18 protein-coding genes are annotated in these 20,512 nt (G+C 60.3%); 9 read left to right on the top strand and 9 right to left on the bottom strand.

Annotated elements, in window-relative coordinates; all coding sequences use genetic code 11:
• Window positions 1–39: 39 nt before the first annotated feature.
• The 4 genes from FW764_RS06775 to comJ are packed head-to-tail and all read left to right on the top strand — an operon-like array spanning window position 40 to window position 7,292.
• On the top strand, window positions 40–1,980 hold the full coding sequence (locus FW764_RS06775; RefSeq protein ID WP_446433281.1) for a type VI secretion system Vgr family protein: 1,941 nt from the start codon (window positions 40–42) through the stop codon (window positions 1,978–1,980).
• A 15-nt stretch (window positions 1,981–1,995) separates the two neighbouring features.
• Entirely contained in the window at window positions 1,996–2,430 is a 435-nt protein-coding gene (locus FW764_RS06770) for a DcrB-related protein (RefSeq protein WP_446433280.1), read from the top strand.
• A 12-nt stretch (window positions 2,431–2,442) separates the two neighbouring features.
• A complete protein-coding gene (locus FW764_RS06765) occupies window positions 2,443–6,813 on the top strand; it encodes an RHS repeat-associated core domain-containing protein (protein ID WP_446433279.1) in 4,371 nt (1,456 codons plus the stop codon).
• Entirely contained in the window at window positions 6,813–7,292 is a 480-nt protein-coding gene (gene comJ / locus FW764_RS06760; RefSeq protein ID WP_446433278.1) for a competence protein ComJ, read from the top strand. The genes FW764_RS06765 and comJ overlap by 1 nt, the downstream gene beginning before the upstream one ends.
• Window positions 7,293–7,384: 92 nt before the next feature.
• Here comJ and FW764_RS06755 read toward each other — a convergent pair whose 3' ends face one another.
• From FW764_RS06755 to FW764_RS06745, 3 genes are all read right to left on the bottom strand, one after another.
• Window positions 7,385–7,660, bottom strand: a complete 276-nt coding sequence (locus FW764_RS06755) for an HU family DNA-binding protein (RefSeq protein WP_003213368.1) — start codon at window positions 7,658–7,660, stop codon at window positions 7,385–7,387.
• Window positions 7,661–7,851: 191 nt separating this feature from the next.
• Window positions 7,852–9,000 (bottom strand): NAD(P)/FAD-dependent oxidoreductase, encoded by a 1,149-nt coding sequence (locus tag FW764_RS06750; protein ID WP_446433277.1) that lies wholly within the window; start codon window positions 8,998–9,000, stop codon window positions 7,852–7,854.
• Between the two features lie 36 nt (window positions 9,001–9,036).
• Window positions 9,037–9,204 (bottom strand): rubredoxin, encoded by a 168-nt coding sequence (locus FW764_RS06745; protein ID WP_003213373.1) that lies wholly within the window; start codon window positions 9,202–9,204, stop codon window positions 9,037–9,039.
• A gap of 195 nt (window positions 9,205–9,399) precedes the next feature.
• Between FW764_RS06745 and FW764_RS06740 the strand changes: the two genes are divergently transcribed.
• Both FW764_RS06740 and ubiA read left to right on the top strand, forming a co-directional pair.
• Window positions 9,400–9,963, top strand: a complete 564-nt coding sequence (locus tag FW764_RS06740) for a chorismate--pyruvate lyase family protein (RefSeq protein WP_446433276.1) — start codon at window positions 9,400–9,402, stop codon at window positions 9,961–9,963.
• Complete coding sequence (gene ubiA / locus FW764_RS06735; RefSeq protein WP_446433275.1) at window positions 9,963–10,853, top strand: 4-hydroxybenzoate octaprenyltransferase; 891 nt, start codon at window positions 9,963–9,965, stop codon at window positions 10,851–10,853. Before FW764_RS06740 ends, ubiA begins: the two co-directional genes overlap by 1 nt.
• Window positions 10,854–10,885: 32 nt before the next feature.
• Here ubiA and FW764_RS06730 read toward each other — a convergent pair whose 3' ends face one another.
• Window positions 10,886–11,266, bottom strand: coding sequence for a COG4315 family predicted lipoprotein (locus FW764_RS06730; RefSeq protein WP_446433274.1), 381 nt, complete (start codon window positions 11,264–11,266; stop codon window positions 10,886–10,888).
• A 154-nt stretch (window positions 11,267–11,420) separates the two neighbouring features.
• On the opposite strand from FW764_RS06730, the gene phoB reads away from it, so the two are divergent.
• The 3 genes from phoB to FW764_RS06715 all read left to right on the top strand — a co-directional run bounded on the left by phoB (window position 11,421) and on the right by FW764_RS06715 (window position 15,087).
• Complete coding sequence (gene phoB, locus FW764_RS06725; protein WP_003176964.1) at window positions 11,421–12,110, top strand: phosphate regulon transcriptional regulator PhoB; 690 nt, start codon at window positions 11,421–11,423, stop codon at window positions 12,108–12,110.
• Window positions 12,111–12,191: 81 nt separating this feature from the next.
• Window positions 12,192–13,478: a phosphate regulon sensor histidine kinase PhoR gene (gene phoR, locus FW764_RS06720; protein WP_446433458.1), complete on the top strand. Its 1,287-nt coding sequence runs from the start codon at window positions 12,192–12,194 to the stop codon at window positions 13,476–13,478.
• 268 nt (window positions 13,479–13,746) lie between these two features.
• Window positions 13,747–15,087 carry a hemolysin family protein gene (locus FW764_RS06715; protein WP_083356076.1) on the top strand — a complete coding sequence of 447 codons (1,341 nt, stop codon included), beginning with the start codon at window positions 13,747–13,749 and terminating at the stop codon, window positions 15,085–15,087.
• 3 nt (window positions 15,088–15,090) lie between these two features.
• Here the strand turns inward: FW764_RS06715 and FW764_RS06710 are convergent, their stop codons facing one another.
• From FW764_RS06710 to pstA, 5 genes are all read right to left on the bottom strand, one after another.
• A complete protein-coding gene (locus FW764_RS06710; protein ID WP_446433273.1) occupies window positions 15,091–15,762 on the bottom strand; it encodes a peptidoglycan DD-metalloendopeptidase family protein in 672 nt (223 codons plus the stop codon).
• 123 nt (window positions 15,763–15,885) lie between these two features.
• Window positions 15,886–16,788 (bottom strand): response regulator, encoded by a 903-nt coding sequence (locus tag FW764_RS06705; protein WP_446433272.1) that lies wholly within the window; start codon window positions 16,786–16,788, stop codon window positions 15,886–15,888.
• 167 nt (window positions 16,789–16,955) lie between these two features.
• Window positions 16,956–17,717, bottom strand: a complete 762-nt coding sequence (phoU, locus tag FW764_RS06700; protein ID WP_159961118.1) for a phosphate signaling complex protein PhoU — start codon at window positions 17,715–17,717, stop codon at window positions 16,956–16,958.
• Window positions 17,718–17,788: 71 nt separating this feature from the next.
• Entirely contained in the window at window positions 17,789–18,622 is an 834-nt protein-coding gene (gene pstB / locus FW764_RS06695; protein ID WP_128591106.1) for a phosphate ABC transporter ATP-binding protein PstB, read from the bottom strand.
• A gap of 206 nt (window positions 18,623–18,828) precedes the next feature.
• Window positions 18,829–20,499 carry a phosphate ABC transporter permease PstA gene (gene pstA / locus FW764_RS06690; RefSeq protein ID WP_446433271.1) on the bottom strand — a complete coding sequence of 557 codons (1,671 nt, stop codon included), beginning with the start codon at window positions 20,497–20,499 and terminating at the stop codon, window positions 18,829–18,831.
• Between the last annotated feature and the right edge of the window lie 13 nt (window positions 20,500–20,512).

Here is a 20,512-nt window from a genome sequence, read left to right as displayed (position 1 = left end):
TAGGTTTCGTCAGATATAACGACATTTACGGGTTAACCGATGCTATTCAACCAAGCCTCACGCCTGGCCAAGATCACCAGCCCGCTCGGGCCGGATGTGCTGCTGCTCAATGAAATGGGCGGCGGTGAAGAGCTGGGCAGGCTGTTCAACTATGAGCTGCAACTGACCTCGCTGGACGCCAACATCGACCTCAACCAGTTGCTGGGCAAGCCGATGAGCGTCGGCCTGCAGCTGGCGGACGGCGGCGAGCGGCACTTCCACGGCATCGTCGCGCGGAGCAGTCAGAACATCGACCAGGGCCAGTTCGCCAGTTACCAGGTGACCTTACGGCCGTGGTTCTGGTTGCTCAGCCGCACTTCGGACTGCCGGATTTTCCAGAACCTGAGCATCCCGCAGATCATCAAGCAGGTGTTCCGCGACCTGGGTTTTTCTGACTTCGAAGACGCCCTGAGCCGGCCGTACCGCGAGTGGGAATACTGCGTGCAGTACCGCGAGACCAGCTTCGATTTCGTCAGCCGCTTGATGGAGCAGGAAGGCATTTACTACTTCTTCCGCCATGAACAGGACCGCCATGTGCTGGTGCTGGCCGACGCCTACGGCGCCCACACCACCGTGCCGGGCTACGCGTCGATTCCGTACTACCCCAAGGACGAGCAGCAGCGCGAACGCGACCATATGCACAACTGGCACCTGGCGCATGAAGTACAGCCGGGCTCGCTGGAGCTCAATGACTACGACTTCCAACGCCCCAGCGCCAGCATCGACGTGCGCTCGGCCATGCCGCGCCCGCACACCGCTGGCGACTACCCGCTGTACGACTACCCCGGCACCTATGTGCAAAGTGAAGACGGCGAACACTACGCACGCACCCGCATTGAAGCCCTGCAAACCCTGCATGAGCAGATCGAGTTCAGCGGCAACGCCCGTGGCCTCGGCTCCGGCCACTTGTTCAGCCTCACCGGCTTCAGCCGCCAGGACCAGAACCGCGAATACCTGATCGTCGGTTGCCGTTATTACATCGTCCAGGAAAGCCTGGAAAGCGGCGGTGGCTCGGGCTCCGCGCAGTTCGAAAGCAGCCTGACCTGCATCGACGCCCAGCAAAGCTTCCGCCCGCTGGCGAATACACACCGGCCCATCGTCAAAGGCCCGCAAACCGCCTTGGTGGTCGGCCCCAAAGGCGAAGAAATCTGGACCGACCAGTACGGCCGCGTGAAAGTGCACTTTTACTGGGACCGTCACGACCAATCCAACGAAAACAGCTCGTGCTGGATTCGCGTGTCGCAATCCTGGGCCGGGAAGAACTGGGGCTCGATGCAGATTCCGCGTATCGGCCAGGAAGTGATTGTGAGCTTCCTTGAGGGCGATCCCGACCGGCCGATCATCACCGGCCGCGTGTACAACGCCGAGCAGACCGTGCCCTACGACCTGCCGGAAAACGCCACCCAGAGCGGGATGAAAAGCCGTTCGAGCAAGGGCGGCACGCCGGCCAACTTCAATGAAATCCGCATGGAGGACAAGAAGGGACTGGAGCAGTTGTATATCCATGCCGAGAGGAATCAGGACATCGTGGTGGAGGTGGATGAAAGCCACTCCGTCGGGCATGACCGCAATAAGAGTATTGGGCATAACGAGACGGTGACGATTGGGAATAACCGTGTGCGCATCGTCAAGCACGAAGACATCCTTTCTGTGGGCCAGAGGAAAACCGACAGCATCAGCCAGAGCTACGTGATTGAAGTGGGCGAAAACCTGCGCCTGGTCTGCGGTAAAAGCATTCTGGAGTTGAACGCCAGCGGGCAGATCAACCTGAGCGGCGTCAATATCAGCTTCCACGCCAGCGGCGATGCCGAATTCAATACCGGCGGCGTCCTGCACCTGAACAACGGCGGCGGCCCCGGCGCAACGCCCGATGGCCAGGGCATGAAAACCAGCATCGACGCCAACATCAAAGCCGCATTCCCCGCGCCTAAAAGCTCCTGACGAGACCTGTTTGCCATGACGTACCGAATCAACGAATTCCAGTTTCAACTGCCTGAGGGCGAGCTGCAGGACGCGTCGATCAATATCCTAAAGTTCCCCGAACTTGGCACGTCCTTGATCATCAGCCGTAGCTTCCTCAGCGAAGGCGAAACCCTGCACAGCAACTTCGACGACCAGCTCAAGCGCCTGGAAAAACAGGTGCAGGATTTACGCTGCCAGCCGAGCGTTACCGTGCGTTTGGGCGCCGCCCAAGAGGTGGAAGGGATTGAGCTGCGCAGCCAGTTCAACAAGGGCAACGACAAAGTGTTCCAGTACCAGTTGGCCCTGGTGTTGCCAGGTACGCGCAAAATGCTCGCCTTGAGTTATGTGAAGGCGGACAAGCTTGGGGATGCTGAGGCGGGGCATTGGGCGACGATTAAGAACTCACTGTCGTTCGACGCTATTTCTTGATGAGCTGCCTACATGTCTGACGCGTTATGGGCGGCCCGGATGGGCGATGCGCTTTCCCACACTTCGATGATGGCGGACATCCTCGGTGGTGTGCTGGAAGTGGCGGCCAATATTGCGATCACTGCCGTGGCAACGGCTGCCGTGGTCGCAGCCACCGGCATTACCGTGGCCACCGGCGGCCTCGGCTGCTTCCTACTGGGCGCGGTAGTGGGCACGATTGTCGGCCTCGCCATGAGCAAGAGTGGCGCGGACAAAGGGCTGACCAAGATATGCGACGGCTTCAGCAACGCCCTGTTTCCGCCCACGGTGCAAGCGAACATTCTCACCGGTTCCACCAATACGCTCACCAACAACATCCCCGCCGCCCGTGCCGCCGGGGCGATCAGCTCCCATGTCACGCCGGCTGGCACCGAGCTGGAAGCGCCTAAGCCTGAACCGGAACCCAGTTACCTGGATATGGCCGAGGGTTTCTTCTCGCAAATGTGGCGCCCCACCGTCGCGACGCCCGCGCCGGGCGCCGTGCCTAAACCGCTGGACCTGGTCGTGTGCATGAAGCACCCGCCGATGCCGCCGCAGTTTCTCGCAGAAGGTTCGGAAAAGGTCACGGTCAATGGCCAACCGGCGGTGCGCAGCGGTGACCGCAGTACGTGCGATGCAACAGTGGTGTCGTCGGGGCTGATTTCCTCCAACGTGACCATCGGCGGCGGCTCGGTGGTGGTGCGTGAGATTCGCAGCGGCAAAACGCCGGGGGTTGGGTTGGCGGTCACGGCGTTGTTGATGCTCAAGGGTGGCAAGGGAAAATTTTTCAGCAAGCTTCCGTGCATGTTGGTCAGCGGTGCCACCTCAATGGCCATCAGCAGTGCCATGGGGGCTGCGGCCAATGCCGCGATGGGTTCGTCGAACCCGGTACATGCTGCGACAGGCGCGAAGATACTCGGCGATGTCGAGGAACTGGATTTCGTGCTGCCCGGTATCTTCCCAATTGACTGGCAACGCTTCTACAACAGCCGCGACGAACGCCAAGGCAGCCTGTTCGGTGCCGGTTGGAGCGTACCCTACGAAGTGTGCGTCGACGTACTGCCCCACCCCGAAGGCGGCGATACGCTTGTCTACACCGATGAACAAGGCCGGCCTATCGACATGGGTTCGATTGCCTTGGGCGCCGCAGTGTTCAGCGCCGGTGAAGGGCTGGCGGTGCGGCGACACCTCAATGGGCAGTTGCTGATCGAAAGTGACGACGGTGTGTACCGTTTGTTCGAGCCTGCGCCAGCAAACCCGTCGCGACTGCGCCTGAGCCAGTTGGGTGATCGTAACGACAACCGCATTTATCTCGACTATGACGCCGCCGAGCGTCTGGTGCGCCTGCGCGATACGTTCGATCTGGTGCAAGTTGAGCTGGTCCGTGATCAGGGCCATGTGACCCACATCGAACGCCTCTATCCGGACCAACGTCGCGAAGTGCTGGTCAGTTATGGCTATGACGCTGAGGGCAATCTGGCGCAAGTACGCGACGCAACCGGCCAGGTGCAGCGGCGATTCGCCTACGATGCCGGGCGGCGCATGGTGGAGCATCAATTGCCCACCGGATTGCGCTGCTTCTATGAGTGGGCATTGATTGAATGCCTGGAATGGCGTGTGGTCCGGCACTGGACCGATGAGGGCGACGCCTACCAGTTCGACTACGACTTGCAGGCCGGGCGCACCCGCATCACCGATGGTTTGCAGCGTGTCAGCACTCGGCACTGGAACACTCAGCACCAGATCATTCAGTACAGTGACAACCTCGGTCAAACCTGGCTGTTCGAGTGGAACGACGAACGCCAGTTGCTCAGCGCCACCGACCCGCAGGGCGGGCGCTACGAATACAGCTACGACGAGAGCGGCAACCTGATCGGCGAAACCGACCCGTTGGGCCGCAGTGATTCGACCTTGTGGCTGGAGCATTGGGCGTTGCCGCTGGTTGAAACCGACGCCACCGACAACAGCTGGCAGTATCGCTACGACCCACGTGGTAACTGCATCGCCGAGACTGATCCGCTGGGCTACATCACGCGTTACCGATATGACGCCCACGGTCAGATCGTGGAAATCATCGACGCCACCGGCAAAAGCAAAAAGCTGCGCTGGAACCCGTTCGGGCAATTGGTCGAGCATACCGATTGCTCGGGTTACCCAACGCGTTTCAGCTACGACGAGCGGGGTTATTTGCAGGTCATCACCGACGCTCTCGGTGAACGCACGCAGTTTAGCTATGACACCCTGGGGCGACTGCTGAGTTGCCAACTGCCGGATGGGCGCACCGAACATTTCCAGCGCGATGCCAGCGGGCAGTTGGTGGGCTATACCGACCCGGCCGGGCACACCACGCTCTATCAACACAACCGACGCGGCCAGGTACGCCAACGCACCGACGCGCATGGGCGGCAGGTGCAGTTCGGCTACGACAGCTACGGGCGGCTGCAAGCGCTGGTCAATGAGAACGGTGAAAGCTATCGGTTTGCGTGGGATGCCGGGGATCGGCTGACGGAACAGCAAGACCTCGACGGCAGCGCCAAGCGCTACGACTACGACCGGCTGGACAACATCACAGCGGTGACTGCCGTTCCGGCGCCATATGGCAATGGCTTGGCGGTGGTCCCCGAAACGCCGCCAGCGCCCATCGTTCATCGGCTGGATCGTGATGCGGTCGGCCGACTGGTCGCCAAGACCACCGACGATGGCCGCACTGAGTACAGCTACGATGCGGTGGATCAGCTCACGGCGGTCACCTTCACTGATCTGCAAGGCAATGCCCAGGCGTTGGGTTTCGCCTACGATGCTGTCGGCCAGTTGCTTGCCGAACAAAGTGCCGGCGGCAAGCTGCAACATCACTACGACGAACTCGGCAACCTGATCCAGACCCAACTGCCGGACGGGCGCTGGCTCAATCGCCTGTACTACGGCAGCGGCCACCTGCACCAGATCAACCTCGACGGCCAGGTCATCAGCGACTTCGAACGCGACCGCCTGCACCGCGAAGTGCTGCGCACCCAAGGCCAGCTCAGCACCCGCAGCGAATACGACCGCAGCGGCCGCCTGCGCTCACGCCAACGCCGCCTTAATAGCCAGCCATCGCCGATGCCCGCGGCGACGCAAAAGCAGTTCGAATACGACCCCGCCGACAACCTGATCGGCAAACTCGACCAGCAACCCGCTGCGCAACATCGTCAACTACTGCACTACGATGCCACCGGCCGCATCATCGCAAGCCAAGACAGCCTGCATGGGCAGCGCGAAACCTTTGCCTACGACGCCGCCGCCAACCTGCTGGACGGCCCGCAGGCCGGCGCCGGGTTGGTGGTGCATAACAAGCTGCTGACGTATCAGGACAAGCGTTATCGCTATGACGCATTCGGGCGGATGATCGAGAAGCGCAGTGCCAAGCGCGGTGTGCAGCGGTTTGCGTATGACGCTGAAAGCCGGTTGGTTGAAGTGCGTAATGACGATGGTAGCGTGGTCAGGATGGCTTACGACCCGCTGGGGCGCAGGGTTGGGAAAACCGAGCATGGCGGTGATGGGTATCCGTTGGGGGAAACCCGGTTCATGTGGAGCGGCCTGCGTCTGTTGCAGGAGCATAAACACAGCCAAGCAAGCCTTTATATCTACGAAGACAAAGGCTACCAACCCTTAGCCCGCGTCGACGGAATTGGGCCGTTACAAAAGATTCGCTATTACCACAACGACCTGAACGGGTTGCCAGAGCAACTGACCGAGGCCGATGGCCACACTGTATGGCGAGCGACTTACCGGGTGTGGGGTAACACGCTAGAAGAGGTGCGTGAGCCGTATTACATCGAAGAGCAGAATCTACGGTTCCAGGGGCAGTATCTGGATCGAGAGACGGGCTTACATTACAACCTGTTCCGCCATTACGACCCAGACATCGGACGATTCTCGACTCCAGACCCTATCGGTTTAGAGGGCGGATTCAATCTGTACGCATTCGTTTTGAACCCGTTCACCTGGACGGATCCTCTCGGTCTTGCTGGCTGTACGGTGAGCAAGGCGCGCTCGAAGCAATACGACTACAAACTGAGATTGAAACGCTCGGAGTATCCGGAAACATTCGGCCACATCGACGGGGCAATCAAGAAAGGCCATCCTTACATCGTCACCATTCAACGTGATACCGCCAAGCTCAACCGCAAACTCAGCTTGAAAGATATCAAAACCAAAACAGGCAAGGATCGGGACGAATGGCCAATGGCAATGTTTAAGGAGGGTGGCAGCGGTGCAAGCGTCAAATACATCGACCCTAGCGATAATCGCGGGGCGGGATCGAGCATTGGCAATGCCCTTTCAGACCTTCCCAATGGGACCAGAATTAAAATCGAGGTTTATTGATGAAAAACAACACGCAATCCGTAGATCTACTGATATCCCACAGCCAAATTCAATTTCGCTCGCGTCCCTTCGACGAGGCAGCCAGCCAATGGGGCAAGGTCAACCTTGAACAGGGCGCCGTACTTCATAGTGACTACGTTATATTCGACCCTCTGCCCGAAGACGCTTTCGGGGCGAACGTGAATCTGGCTCTTGCAAGCAGTTTCAACCTGGATGAAACGGCCCAGCGCTGCATCGTCGTGCCATTTCATGTTGCGGATCCCAAACATGTGGAAATTGCATCCGCGTCTGAAAAATTCAAAGTCGAGCTGGATCTGGAAAAGCGCGACTACGCGTTGTACTTCGAGGTTTGTGAAGGCGACGAAATTTTCTACAAAATCACCTTGGTACCATCTGACAGCAAAGTCGCTGCCAAGTACTTGCTGGACGATCCATGGGGGGGCGAGAAAGACCAGGCACTGGTCGAAGGCACTCGTTAAAAGCGCCAAACGCCCCCACAAAAAAATGGGCACCCGACCCAGTCGGTGTGCCCATTTTTTTCCAACCCGCCGCCCTTCAGACGGTACCGCTCTTACGGGTTGACGCTGTCTTTAAGCGACTTACCCGGCTTGAACGCAACGGTGTTGCTCGCCTTGATCTTCACAGGCTCACCGGTTTGCGGGTTTTTGCCGGTGCGGGCGCCGCGGTGGCGTTGCAGGAAGGTGCCGAAGCCAACCAGGGTGACGCTGTCCTTGCGGTGCAGGGCGCCGGTGATTTCTTCGAGAACGGCGTTGAGGACGCGGTTGGCCTGTTCTTTGGTGAGATCCGCTTTTTCAGCGATGGCGGCTGCGAGTTCTGGTTTACGCATAAGTGAAGCCTCTTTGACGGTTTTTTGTTGTTATGTCCGTGTTGCTCTCTTATGGAGCAACGCCCAAGGCGCCGCAGGCTCTACTCTGCGGCAGACGGGAGTGAGGATGGCATGCCCTCGCACGCTCCGCCAGTCTCGCGGCGACCTTTCTAGGGGTAAGAAGGTGCTGATTCCGACAGAACGACCGGTATTTACGCCAGTAACGGTGGAAGTTCTTTGTTCAAAGCCAGTTTTTCCATCACCGCACTGCCCGTCAGCGCGTAACCCAGTAGGCGGCCACTGGCGTCGCGGCACAAGGCCTTGATGTCGGCGCCCTGCCCTTCGACGCTCCACACGCCTTCGGTGCCGCGTGGCGGCGGGGAAACCACCAGTGGGCAGATCGGGGTTTTCACGGTGATCGGCATCGGCCCATAGCTCACGGCCGTGGCGTTGCCAGCCAGGGTCTGGGCCAGCGCGCGGGCGCAGCTCATCAGCGGCATCACGTACAGCAGGTTCAGGCCATCAACCTCGGCGCAGTCGCCCAGGGCATAGATGTTGGCGTGGGAAGTCTTGAGGTGACGGTCCACCATGATCCCACGGTTGATCTGCAGGCCAGCGGCGGCGGCGAGGTCTATGCGCGGGCGCAGGCCGATGGCCGAGACCACCAGGTCGCATTGGATCACTTCACCGTCCGACAGGTGCGCTTCCAGGCCATCAGCCGTGCGCTGCAGGCGGTTGAGCACCGGGCCCAGGTGGAAACGCGCACCGAGGCCTTCCAGCCCGGCTTGCACGGCAGCGGCCGCTGCCGGGTGCAGCAGGGTCGGCATGACTTGCTCGCATGGTGCGACCAGGTCGATCTCATAGCCACCCAAGATCAGGTCGTTGGCAAATTCGCAACCGATCAAACCGGCGCCGAGCACCAGCACACGGCGCTTGCCGGCAGCGGCGGCCCGAAAGCGTGCGTAGTCTTCGAGGTCGTTGATCGGGAAAATCAGCTCAGCCGCGTCACCTTCGACCGGCACGCGCACAGTCTCGGCGCCCCAGGCCAAGATCAGGTCACGGTAAGCCACCGCTTCTTCGCCGATCCACAGGCGCTTGTGGCCCGGGTCGATGCCACTGATGCGCGTGTGGGTGCGCACTTCTGCCTTGAGTTGCTCGGCCATGGCGCCCGGTTCCGCCATGCTCAGGCCATCGGCTTCCTTGTTCTTGCCAAAGCCGGTGGAGAGCATGGGTTTGGAGTAGGAACGCCCGTCGTCTGCGGTGATCAGCAGCAATGGGGTCTCGCTGTCGAGCTTGCGAAACTCCCGGGCCACGTTGTAACCGGCCAACCCTGTGCCAATGATCACGACAGGTGCGTTCATTCCGTTCTCCTTGTAGTACGTTTCTTAAGTCAATGATTAACCGATTTCGATCATTTCGAAATCCATTTTGCCCACGCCGCAGTCCGGGCACAGCCAGTCTTCCGGAACGTCCTGCCACAGGGTGCCCGGCGCGATACCGTCATCCGGCCAGCCGTCTTTTTCGTCGTAGATCAGGCCGCACACTACACATTGCCACTTCTTCATTACTTACTTCCTCAGGGTCCAGGCATCTTGGCCGACGGTCGGTAGACCAACGTTGCCGTGCGGCTCAGGGCGTTTTGTACTGATCGGGGCCGGCAGATGCAAGCATGTTCGGCGCAAACGGCCGGTTCCGCACGGCAAAAGCTCAGGACGCCATGGTAAGCTCGCCGCCTCTTTTGCTGCCAATACTGACTCACCGTGCCGCACTCAACCGCCCCGCCCGATGCTTGCCAATGGCTGACCCAGAGCCTTCTGCGCCCATTGCCCGCGCCCTTGGCACTCAATTGGCTGTTCGACAAAGGTTCGCTGACGCGGCGGCTGACGTGGCTGTCCAACGACGGTTTCAGCGTGACGCCGCTGTTCGAAGGCTGGCAGCCGTTGCGCGAGGATGAATGCGTGGTGCTGGGCCTGGCCCCTGCTAGCATCGGCTGGGTGCGCGAGGTGTATTTGCGCGGGCACGGCCAGCCCTGGGTGTTTGCCCGCAGCGTGGCGGCGCGCAGTGCCTTGCAGGGCGACGGCTTGCACATGGATGAGCTGGGTAGCCGTTCGCTGGGCGAGTTGCTGTTCTGCGACCACGCCTTCACCCGCCAGGCCATCGAGGTGTGCCACTACCCAAGGCAATGGCTGCCGACCGCGGACCAAGCCGACGGCCTGTGGGGGCGCCGCTCGCGGTTTGATCGCGGGCCGCTGAGCGTGCTGGTGGCGGAAATCTTCCTGCCGAGCTTTTGGCATGCACTGCATGACCATCCGGAGAACTGCTGATGTATCAACGTCTGCTCAAGTCCCTGAACCACCTGAACCCCAGGGCCTGGGATTTCATTCAGCTGACCCGCATGGACAAGCCCATCGGCATCTACCTGCTGCTATGGCCGACGCTGTGGGCGCTGTGGATCGCCGGTAAAGGCTCGCCTTCCTTTATCAACATCGTGATTTTCGTGTTGGGCGTGGTGCTGACCCGCGCCGGCGGCTGTGTGATCAATGACTGGGCCGACCGCAAGGTCGACGGCCATGTGAAGCGCACCGAACAGCGCCCGCTGGTGAGCGGCAAGATCAGCTCGAAAGAGGCCCTGGTTTTTTTTGCGGTGCTGATGGGCATCAGCTTTCTGCTGGTGCTGCTGACCAACGCCACGACCATCCTGCTGTCGCTCGGCGGCCTGGCGCTGGCGGCGAGCTATCCGTTCATGAAACGCTACACCTATTATCCGCAGGTGGTGCTCGGCGCGGCGTTTTCGTGGGGCATGCCGATGGCGTTCACCGCCGAGACCGGCCACCTGCCTGCCACGGCGTGGCTGTTATACATCGCCAATTTGTTGTGGACGGTGGGCTATGACACTTATTACGCGATGACGGACCGCGACGATGACTTGAAGATCGGCGTGAAGTCCACCGCCATTCTGTTCGGTGATGCGGACCGCGTGATCATCCTCACGCTGCAAGGTCTGTCGCTGGCCTGCCTGTTGCTAGCGGGTATGCGGTTCGAGCTGGGCGGCTGGTTCCACCTTGGATTGCTGGCGGCGGCAGGCTGTTTTGCCTGGGAGTTCTGGTATACGCGGGACAAGGACCGCATGAAATGCTTCAAGGCGTTTTTGCACAACCACTGGGCCGGGTTGGCGATTTTTGTAGGGATTGTGGCGGATTACGGGTTTCGATGAGGGGCCAGGCCCCTCACCTTTAGTGAGTCGTACTAAGGCTTGGCGACCTTCCAGGCCCCGTCCATTTTGCCGTCACCGGTCATGTCACCGGCCTTCTTGTCCATGACGAAGGTGTAGAGCGGCTTGCCGCTGTAGGCCCACTGGCTCTTTTCATCGTCACGGGTAATCACGGTCCACTTGCCCATGGGTGTGTCGGTGGATTCTGCCATCAGCGGCGGCCAGTTGGTGGCGCACGTGTCGTTGCACATGGATTTGCCATCGGCATCCTTGGCAAAGGTGTAGAGCGTCATCCCCTTATGGTCCACTAGTATGCCGCCTGTGGTCATCGCTGGCTCAGCCGAAAACGCCAGTGTCGGCAGCATCAACGCAGCCGTTACCAGCAGGGCTTTCCAGGAAAAAGTGCTTTGAGTCATCGGAACCTTCCTTTTGTGGTTGTCAGGATTCGGACCCAGAGGGTAGACCAGAGTGCCGAGAATTGCCCAAGCGACTAAATTACTGTCACACGACTGCAATAATTCCGTTATCTAATGCGGCGCAAGACAGTTAAATGACAAGAGGATTTTGAGCATGGTTGGCAGGAGCATTCTGATCGTCGACGACGAAGCGCCCATCCGCGAGATGATCGCCGTTGCGTTGGAAATGGCCGGCTATGACTGCCTGGAGGCGGAGAACTCCCAGCAGGCCCATGCCATTATCGTCGACCGCAAGCCGGACCTGATCCTGCTGGACTGGATGCTGCCCGGCACCTCCGGCATTGAGTTGGCACGTCGCCTCAAGCGTGATGAGCTGACCGGGGACATCCCGATCATCATGCTCACCGCCAAGGGCGAAGAGGACAACAAGATCCAGGGCTTGGAAGTCGGCGCCGACGACTACATCACCAAGCCATTTTCCCCACGCGAGCTGGTCGCGCGTCTGAAGGCCGTTCTGCGCCGTGCCGGCCCGACCGATGGCGAAGCGCCAATCGAAGTCGGCGGTCTGCTGCTGGACCCGATCAGCCATCGCGTGACCATCGACGGCAAGCCAGCCGAGATGGGCCCGACCGAGTACCGCCTACTGCAATTCTTCATGACCCACCAGGAACGCGCCTACACTCGCGGCCAGTTGCTCGACCAGGTGTGGGGCGGCAACGTGTACGTGGAAGAGCGCACCGTGGATGTGCATATCCGTCGCCTGCGCAAAGCCTTGGGCGATGCCTATGAAAATCTGGTACAAACCGTGCGCGGCACCGGCTACCGCTTTTCCACCAAAGGCTGAGCCAGCCCTCCCTTTCCTTAACAGCTGACAAGGACGCATGTTTAAGTGAACCAGAACTGGCATGGCACCCTGATCCGCCACATGCTGCTGTTGATCACCGGCTGCCTGGTGGTAGGCCTGGTCAGTGGTTATTACGGCTGGAGCCTGGCCGTCGGTATCGGTCTGTACCTGGGCTGGACCCTCAAACAGCTGCTGCGCCTGCATGAATGGCTGCGCCAGCACAAACCCGACGAAGCACCTCCAGACGGCTACGGCCTGTGGGGCGAGGTGTTCGACAGCATCTACCACCTGCAACGCCGCGACCAACGCGTACGCGGGCGCCTGCAAGCCGTGATCGACCGGGTGCAGGAATCCACCGCCGCGCTCAAAGACGCAGTGATCATGCTCGACAGCGACGGCAACCTGGAATGGTGGAACCGCGCGGCCGAAACGCTGCTGGGCCTCAAGACGCCCCAGGACAGCGGCCAGCCGGTGACCAACCTGGTGCGCCATCCGCGCTTCAAGGAGTACTTCGAACAGGAGAACTACGAAGAAGCCCTGGAAATCCCTTCGCCCACCAACGACCGCGTACGCATCCAGCTGTACCTGACCCGCTACGGCAACAACGAACACCTGATGCTGGTACGCGACGTGACGCGCATCCACCAGTTGGAACAGATGCGCAAAGACTTCGTCGCCAACGTCTCCCACGAGCTACGCACGCCGTTGACGGTGATCTGCGGCTATCTGGAGACGCTGCTGGACAACGTCGACGAGATCAACCCGCGCTGGAGCCGTGCTCTGCAGCAGATGCAGCAGCAAGGCTCGCGCATGCAGACCCTGCTCAACGACCTGCTGCTGCTGGCCAAGCTTGAAGCCACCGATTACCCGTCGGACAACCATCCGGTGGCGGTGCAAAGCCTGTTGCAGACCATCAAGAATGACGCCCAGGCGCTTTCCGGCGAACGCGGGCAACAGATCACCCTGGAAGCCGACCCGTTGGTGCTACTCAAAGGCAGCGAGGGCGAGTTGCGCAGTGCGTTTTCCAACCTGGTGTTCAACGCGGTGAAGTACACCCAGGACAAGGGCAATATCCGCATCCGCTGGTGGGCCGATGTACACGGCGCGCACCTGAGCGTGCAGGACTCCGGCATCGGCATCGACGCCAAGCACTTGCCGCGCTTGACCGAGCGTTTCTACCGTGTCGATTCCAGCCGCAACTCCAACACCGGCGGCACCGGGCTGGGCCTGGCCATCGTAAAGCATGTGCTGCTGCGCCACCGTGCGCGATTGGAAATCAGCAGCGTGCTGGGCCATGGCAGCACCTTCACCTGCCACTTTCTGCCGGCGCAGGTGAGCCATTCGCGGGCAATCGGCACAGACGAATAACCCAAATACACCGCCGGGATAATGTGGGAGGGGGCTTGCTCCCGATGGCGGTGGGTCAGCTGCCATCTATGTTTCTGATACTCCGCGATCGGGGGCAAGCCCCCTCCCACATTTGGATCTGTATGGTTTTGGAGAAGGCATTCCAAGCCCCATCCGGCAGCGAGCACTAGGCAAGCGCCCCATCAGCCGCTACATTGGCCGACTTGCGCCTGCCTTTCAGGCCTGTCTGTCACCCTTATTGAACACACGGAACCTGCAAAACCCCATCATGGACCCTTCCCCTGGTATCACCCTCGCAACACTCTTCGCCGACTTCGGCATGATTCTTTTTGCACTGATCCTGGTACTGCTCAACGGTTTCTTCGTTGCGGCGGAATTCGCCATGGTCAAACTGCGCGCCACCCGGGTCGAGGCCATCGCCCACAAAAACGGCTGGCGCGGGCAGATCCTGCGCACTGTTCACAGCCAGCTCGACGCTTACCTGTCAGCCTGCCAGCTGGGTATCACCCTCGCCTCCCTGGGCCTGGGTTGGGTCGGTGAGCCGGCTTTTGCGCATATCCTCGAGCCAATGCTGGGCGCCGTAGGCGTCGAGTCGCCGGAAGTGATCAAGGGCGTGTCGTTCTTTGCCGCCTTCTTCGTGATTTCCTACCTGCACATCGTGGTCGGTGAATTGGCCCCTAAGTCCTGGGCGATTCGCAAACCCGAGCTGCTCTCGCTGTGGACCGCGGTGCCGCTGTACCTGTTCTATTGGGCGATGTACCCGGCGATCTACCTGCTCAATGCCAGTGCCAACGCCATCTTGCGTATCGCCGGCCAAGGCGAACCTGGCCCGCACCATGAGCACCATTACAGCCGCGAAGAACTCAAGCTGATCCTGCACTCCAGCCGTGGCCAGGACCCGAGCGACCAAGGCATGCGTGTACTCGCCTCCGCCGTGGAAATGGGCGAGCTGGAAGTGGTGGACTGGGCCAACTCCCGCGAAGACCTAGTCACCCTGGACTTCAACGCCCCGCTCAAGGAAATCCTCGCGCTGTTCCGCCGCCACAAATTCAGCCGTTATCCGGTGTATGACGCTGTGCGTAACGAGTTTGTCGGCCTGCTGCACATCAAGGATTTACTGCTGGAACTGGCGGCGCTGGACCATATCCCCGAGTCGTTCAACCTGGCCGAGCTGACCCGCCCGCTGGAGCGCGTGTCGCGGCATATGCCGTTGTCGCAGTTGCTGGAGCAGTTTCGCAAAGGCGGCGCGCACTTCGCCCTGGTGGAGGAAGCCGACGGCAAGATCATCGGCTACCTGACCATGGAAGACGTGCTGGAAGTGTTGGTTGGCGATATCCAGGACGAACACCGCAAGGCCGAGCGCGGCATCCTCGCCTACCAGCCAGGCAAACTGCTGGTGCGTGGCGACACGCCGCTGTTCAAGGTCGAGCGCCTGCTGGGCGTGGACCTGGACCACATCGAAGCCGAAACCCTGGCCGGGCTGATCTACGACACCCTGAAACGGGTGCCGGAAGAGGAAGAAGTGCTGGAGGTTGAAGGCTTACGGATCATCATCAAGAAAATGAAAGGCCCGAAGATCGTGTTGGCCAAGGTGCTGTTGCTGGATTGACCCTCAATTGCCCAACGCAAAGTTGGGCAGTGTGCCGACCGGCTGGTTGAACTCGTAAGGGATCGATACCAGCCCGGCCTCGGTACTCTGCTGCACCACAAAATGCAGATGCGGCCCGCTGCTGTTGCCGGTATTGCCCGACAACGCCAGCGAGCTGCCCACCGTTACACGCTGCCCTGGCATGACACTCACCGACCCTTGCTTGAGGTGCAGGTACACGCCCTCACTGCCGTCATCGTGGCGCACCCGCACGAAATTCCCTGACGCGTCACCACCACGACCTGCCTGGCTATTCTCGATCTTCACCACCATTCCGCTACGCGCCGCGATAATCGGCGTGCCTTCGGGCATGGCGATGTCCATGGCGAAGCGGCTCTTGGCGTCAGTATGGCTGAAGCGGCCGTTGGGGCCTTGGGTCAAGCGAAACGGGCCTCCGCGCCAGGGCAGAGGATAGCGATAGGCTTGCGGGCGATAGCTCGATTTGGGCACGTCCAGCACGGGCCGCCGCACCCGCTCGACCCTGCGTTCCTGGATCACAAACGCCTGGGCGCCCGGAGTTTGCCGGTCACTGAAAACCACCACGCCATGAGCATCGGTGGATTTGTAGAGGGTCATGGCCAGGGTCGAGGTGGTGACCGAGGCCAGCCCGCAAAACAGCATTAAGCGCAAAAGCATGGCCTGAACCTGCCGGGATGACTGAACGGCAGGCTAGCAAGGGATCATGACAGCACTGCGTGCAGCACTGAAGATCAAATGTGGGGCAAGCCCACACACATTGGTTAGGTGTCGCTCTAAAAATCAGGCACCCGGCACAAAGTGCTTCTGCGCTGTACCGCGCGCGATCAGGCGGGAAATATAGTCGAGCTTCTGCGCATCCTGGTCGATGAATCGGAAGGTCAGTTGCAGCCAGTCACTGTCGGGCTTGGGCTCGTAAGCGACGATAGCGTGCAGGTAGCCGTTGAGGCGCGCCACCTCGGCGTTTTCGCCTTGCTCAAGGTCGAGTACCGCGCTTTCCAGTACTTGGGGCAGGACTTCACCACGGCGCACCACCAGCAGCGCTTCCTTGATGCTCAGCGCCTTGATCACGCATTGCTGAGTGCCACTGGACAGCCGCAGCTGGCCCTGGCCGCGACCGCCAGCCGGCGATGCTGACGGTGCCGGCTGCACGGAAGGGTTATTGAGCAGGCCTTTGCTTGGTGCGGCTGCCACCGGCGCGGACTTGACCGCTTCAGGCTTGCCACCGGTCAGGGCGCTCAGGGAATCATTGCCGAAAGCCGAGTTCATCTTGGTTGGCGCACTGGCAATCAGAGCATCGAGGCGGCCGACCTTGTGCAAGGCCTGCTTGACCTTGCTCAGCAGTTGCTCATTGGTGAACGGCTTGCTGACGTAGCCGGAAACCCCCGCCTGGATCGCTTGGACCACGTTTTCCTTATCACCACGGCTGGTCACCATCACGAACGGCATGGTTTTGAGATGAGCTTGCTCACGGCACCAGGTCAGCAGCTCAAGGCCGGACATTTCGGGCATTTCCCAGTCGCACAGCACCAGGTCGAAGGTCTCGCGCATCAGGATGGTTTGCGCCTTTTTGCCGTTCACCGCATCTTCAATCTTGATCCCCGGGAAGTAGTTGCGCAGGCACTTCTTCACCAGGTCGCGGATAAACGAGGCGTCATCCACCACCAACACACTGACTTTACTCATCGACCCTTCATCCTATAAAAACTTCGGCACGCAAAACGCCTGACTGGTGGCAGTTTGCCAAAACTTGCGGATCACAGAGGGACTTTATTACACCCTCTGCGTAAAAAATTCAGATGCCACAAACAAAAACGCCCGACCAAAGGCCGGGCGTTAATTTCTCGGGCAACTTACTTATCGTCAGGTACGCCCGGAACATTAGGGATTTGATCAGCTGTGCCTTCAACTTCGGCCTTCATGCGCTTGAGGCCCATGTGCCGTACGTCGGTGCCGCGCACCAGGTAAATCACCAGTTCCGAGATATTGCGCGCGTGGTCGCCAATCCGCTCCAGCGAACGCAACACCCAAATAATGTTCAAGACCCGCGAGATAGAGCGCGGGTCTTCCATCATATAAGTGGCCAGCTCACGCAGCGCAGTCTTGTATTCGCGGTCGATGGTCTTGTCGTACTGCGCCACCGACAGCGCCAGCTCGGCGTCGAAGCGGGCAAACGCGTCGAGGGCATCGCGCACCATGTTGCGCACCTGGTCGCCGATGTGGCGCACTTCCACGTAACCGCGCGGCGCTTCGCCTTCTTCGCACAACTGAATGGCACGGCGCGCGATTTTAGTGGCTTCGTCGCCGATGCGCTCCAGGTCGATCACCGACTTGGAAATACTGATGATCAAACGCAGGTCGGACGCCGCTGGCTGCCGACGGGCAAGAATGCGCAGGCATTCTTCGTCAATGTTGCGTTCCATCTGGTTGATCTGGTCATCGATTTCGCGCACTTGCTGGGCCAGGCCCGAGTCAGCCTCGATCAGCGCGGTGACAGCGTCGTTGACTTGCTTCTCAACCAGCCCGCCCATCGCCAGGAGGTGGCTGCGCACTTCCTCAAGCTCGGCGTTGAACTGCGCGGAGATGTGGTGGGTAAGGCCTTCTTTGCTAATCATGTTGGCGTCCTTGGAACGTCCGGTAAGGTGCGGAGAACCGCAGCATTCAGTGCAATCAGAACCACCGCGTTCTAGCCGTAACGACCAGTGATGTAGTCTTCGGTCTGCTTCTTGGCCGGGTTGGTGAACAGGGTATCGGTGTCGCCGAACTCCACCAGCTTGCCCATGTACATAAACGCGGTGTAATCGGAAACTCGCGCCGCCTGTTGCATGTTGTGGGTCACGATGACGATGGTGAACTTGGACTTGAGCTCGTAGATCAGCTCTTCGACTTTAAGCGTCGAGATTGGGTCAAGCGCCGAGCACGGTTCGTCGAGCAGCAAGACCTCCGGTTCCACGGCGATGGTCCGGGCGATCACCAGACGCTGCTGCTGGCCGCCGGACAGGCCGAGTGCCGAATCGTGCAGGCGGTCTTTGACCTCTTCCCACAGCGCCGCGCCTTTCAGCGCCCACTCCACCGCTTCGTCGAGGATGCGTTTTTTGTTGATGCCCTGGATACGCAGGCCGTAGACCACGTTTTCGTAGATGGTCTTGGGGAACGGGTTCGGCTTCTGGAACACCATGCCCACACGGCGGCGCAGCTCAGCCACGTCCTCGCCCTTGCGGTAAATATTGCTGCCGTAGAGGTTGATCGCACCTTCTACCCGGCAACCGTCCACCAGGTCATTCATGCGGTTGAAGGTCCGCAGCAGCGTGGACTTGCCGCAGCCGGACGGGCCGATAAAGGCGGTCACGCGCTGCTTGGGAATGTTCATGCTGACGTCGAACAGCGCCTGCTTTTCACCGTAGTACAGGCTCAGGCCCGGCACTTCGATGGCCACGGTTTCCTGGGCCAGGCTCAGGCTCTGCTTGTCGCGCCCCAGGGCCGACATGTTGATGCCGTGGGTGTGGGTTTCATGTTGCATGGGATGCTCCCTGTGCTACCAATTCGTTTCGTTGAACCACTGGCCTCATGATTGGGCCTGGCGGTTTACCTCAAATCTGTGTCTGGCGCGGTTCAGTGTGGGAGCGGGCTTGCTCGCGAAAGCAGTGTGTCAGCTGACAGATGTGTTTCTGATACACCGCATTCGCGAGCAAGCCCGCTCCCACATTTAGTCCGCGCTCATTTCAATTAACTATCCAGCGCTTTGTATTTTTCGCGCAGGTGGTTACGAATCCACACCGCCGACAAGTTGAGCGTGGCAATCACCAGCACCAGCAGCAAGGCCGTGGCGTACACCAGCGGTCGTGCGGCTTCGACGTTGGGGCTCTGGAAGCCGACGTCATAAATATGAAAGCCCAAGTGCATGATCTTCTGGTCCAAGTGCAGGTACGGGTAGTTGCCATCCAGCGGCAGCGACGGCGCCAGCTTCACCACACCGACCAGCATCAGCGGCGCCACTTCACCGGCGGCACGGGCCACGGCGAGGATCATGCCGGTCATCATCGCCGGGCTGGCCATCGGTAGCACGATCTTCCACAGCGTTTCCGCCTTGGTCGCGCCAAGGGCCAGCGAACCTTCACGCACGGTGCGAGGAATCCGCGCCAAGCCTTCTTCGGTGGCCACGATCACCACTGGCACCGCCAGCAGCGCCAGGGTCAGCGAGGCCCACAGCAGGCCCGGCGTACCGAACGTCGGTGCTGGCAGGGCTTCGGCGAAGAACAGGCGGTCAACCGAACCACCCAGTACATACACGAAGAAGCCCAGACCGAACACACCGTAGACAATCGCCGGGACGCCGGCCAAGTTGTTCACGGCGATGCGGATAATGCGCGTCAGGGTGTTCTGCTTGGCGTATTCACGCAGGTACACCGCCGCCAGCACACCGAACGGGGTCACGATCATCGCCATGATCAGGGTCATCATCACGGTGCCGAAAATCGCCGGGAAGATCCCGCCTTCGGTGTTGGCTTCACGTGGGTCGTCGCTGAGGAATTCCCAGACCTTGCTGAAGTAGAAGCCGATCTTGCTCATCGTGCCCATGGCGTTCGGCTGGTAAGCGTGCACCACTTTGCCGATGCCGATTTCCACTTCTTTGCCGTTTGCGTCGCGAGCGGTCAGAGCGTCACGGTTGAACTGGGCGTGCAAGTCGGCCAGGCGCGCTTCGATGTCCTGGTAACGGGCGTTCAGTTCGGCTCGGCCCGAGTCCATATCCGCTTGAGCTGTGGCGTCGAGCTTGCCTTCCAGCTCCAGCTTGCGGCCGTGCAGGCGGATGCGCTCCAGCCCGGCGTTGATCGCGCCGATGTCGGATTTTTCCAGGCTCTTGAGCTGGGCAGCCAACGCGTTCACGCGGTCGACGCGGGCTTGCAGCTCAGGCCACGCGGCCTCGCCCTCGGCGATGACCTTACCGTCCTGCTTGACGTTAACCAGGGTGCCGTAGAAGTTGCCCCATTCACGACGCTCGATGGCCATCAGGTTCGCAGGCTTGGTCTGGTCCTTGAGCCATTCGCCAACAATCCAGATGAAGTCATTGCCGTTCAGGTCGCGGTTACCGACCTTGATCAGCTCGCGGGTCATGAATTCCGGGCCTTGGTCCGGTACCGGCAAGCCAGCGCTTTTCAGGCGCTCGCGCGGTACTTCTTCTTTCTGCACCACTTCGCCGATGACGATATGGTTTTCCTGGCCCGGCACGCTGTAGTTGGCCTGGATCAGGTCAGCCGGCCAGAAGTGGCCCAAACCACGCACCGCAATCACGGCCAGCAAACCAATGGTCATGATGACCGCGATGGACACCGCGCCACCGCTGATCCAGACGCCGGGGGCGCCGCTCTTGAACCATCCATTCAGGGAGTTCTGTTTCACAGACTTCTACCTT

Source organism: Pseudomonas sp. 1152_12 (assembly GCF_052850675.1).
This window is presented reverse-complemented; position numbering and strand designations above follow the sequence as displayed.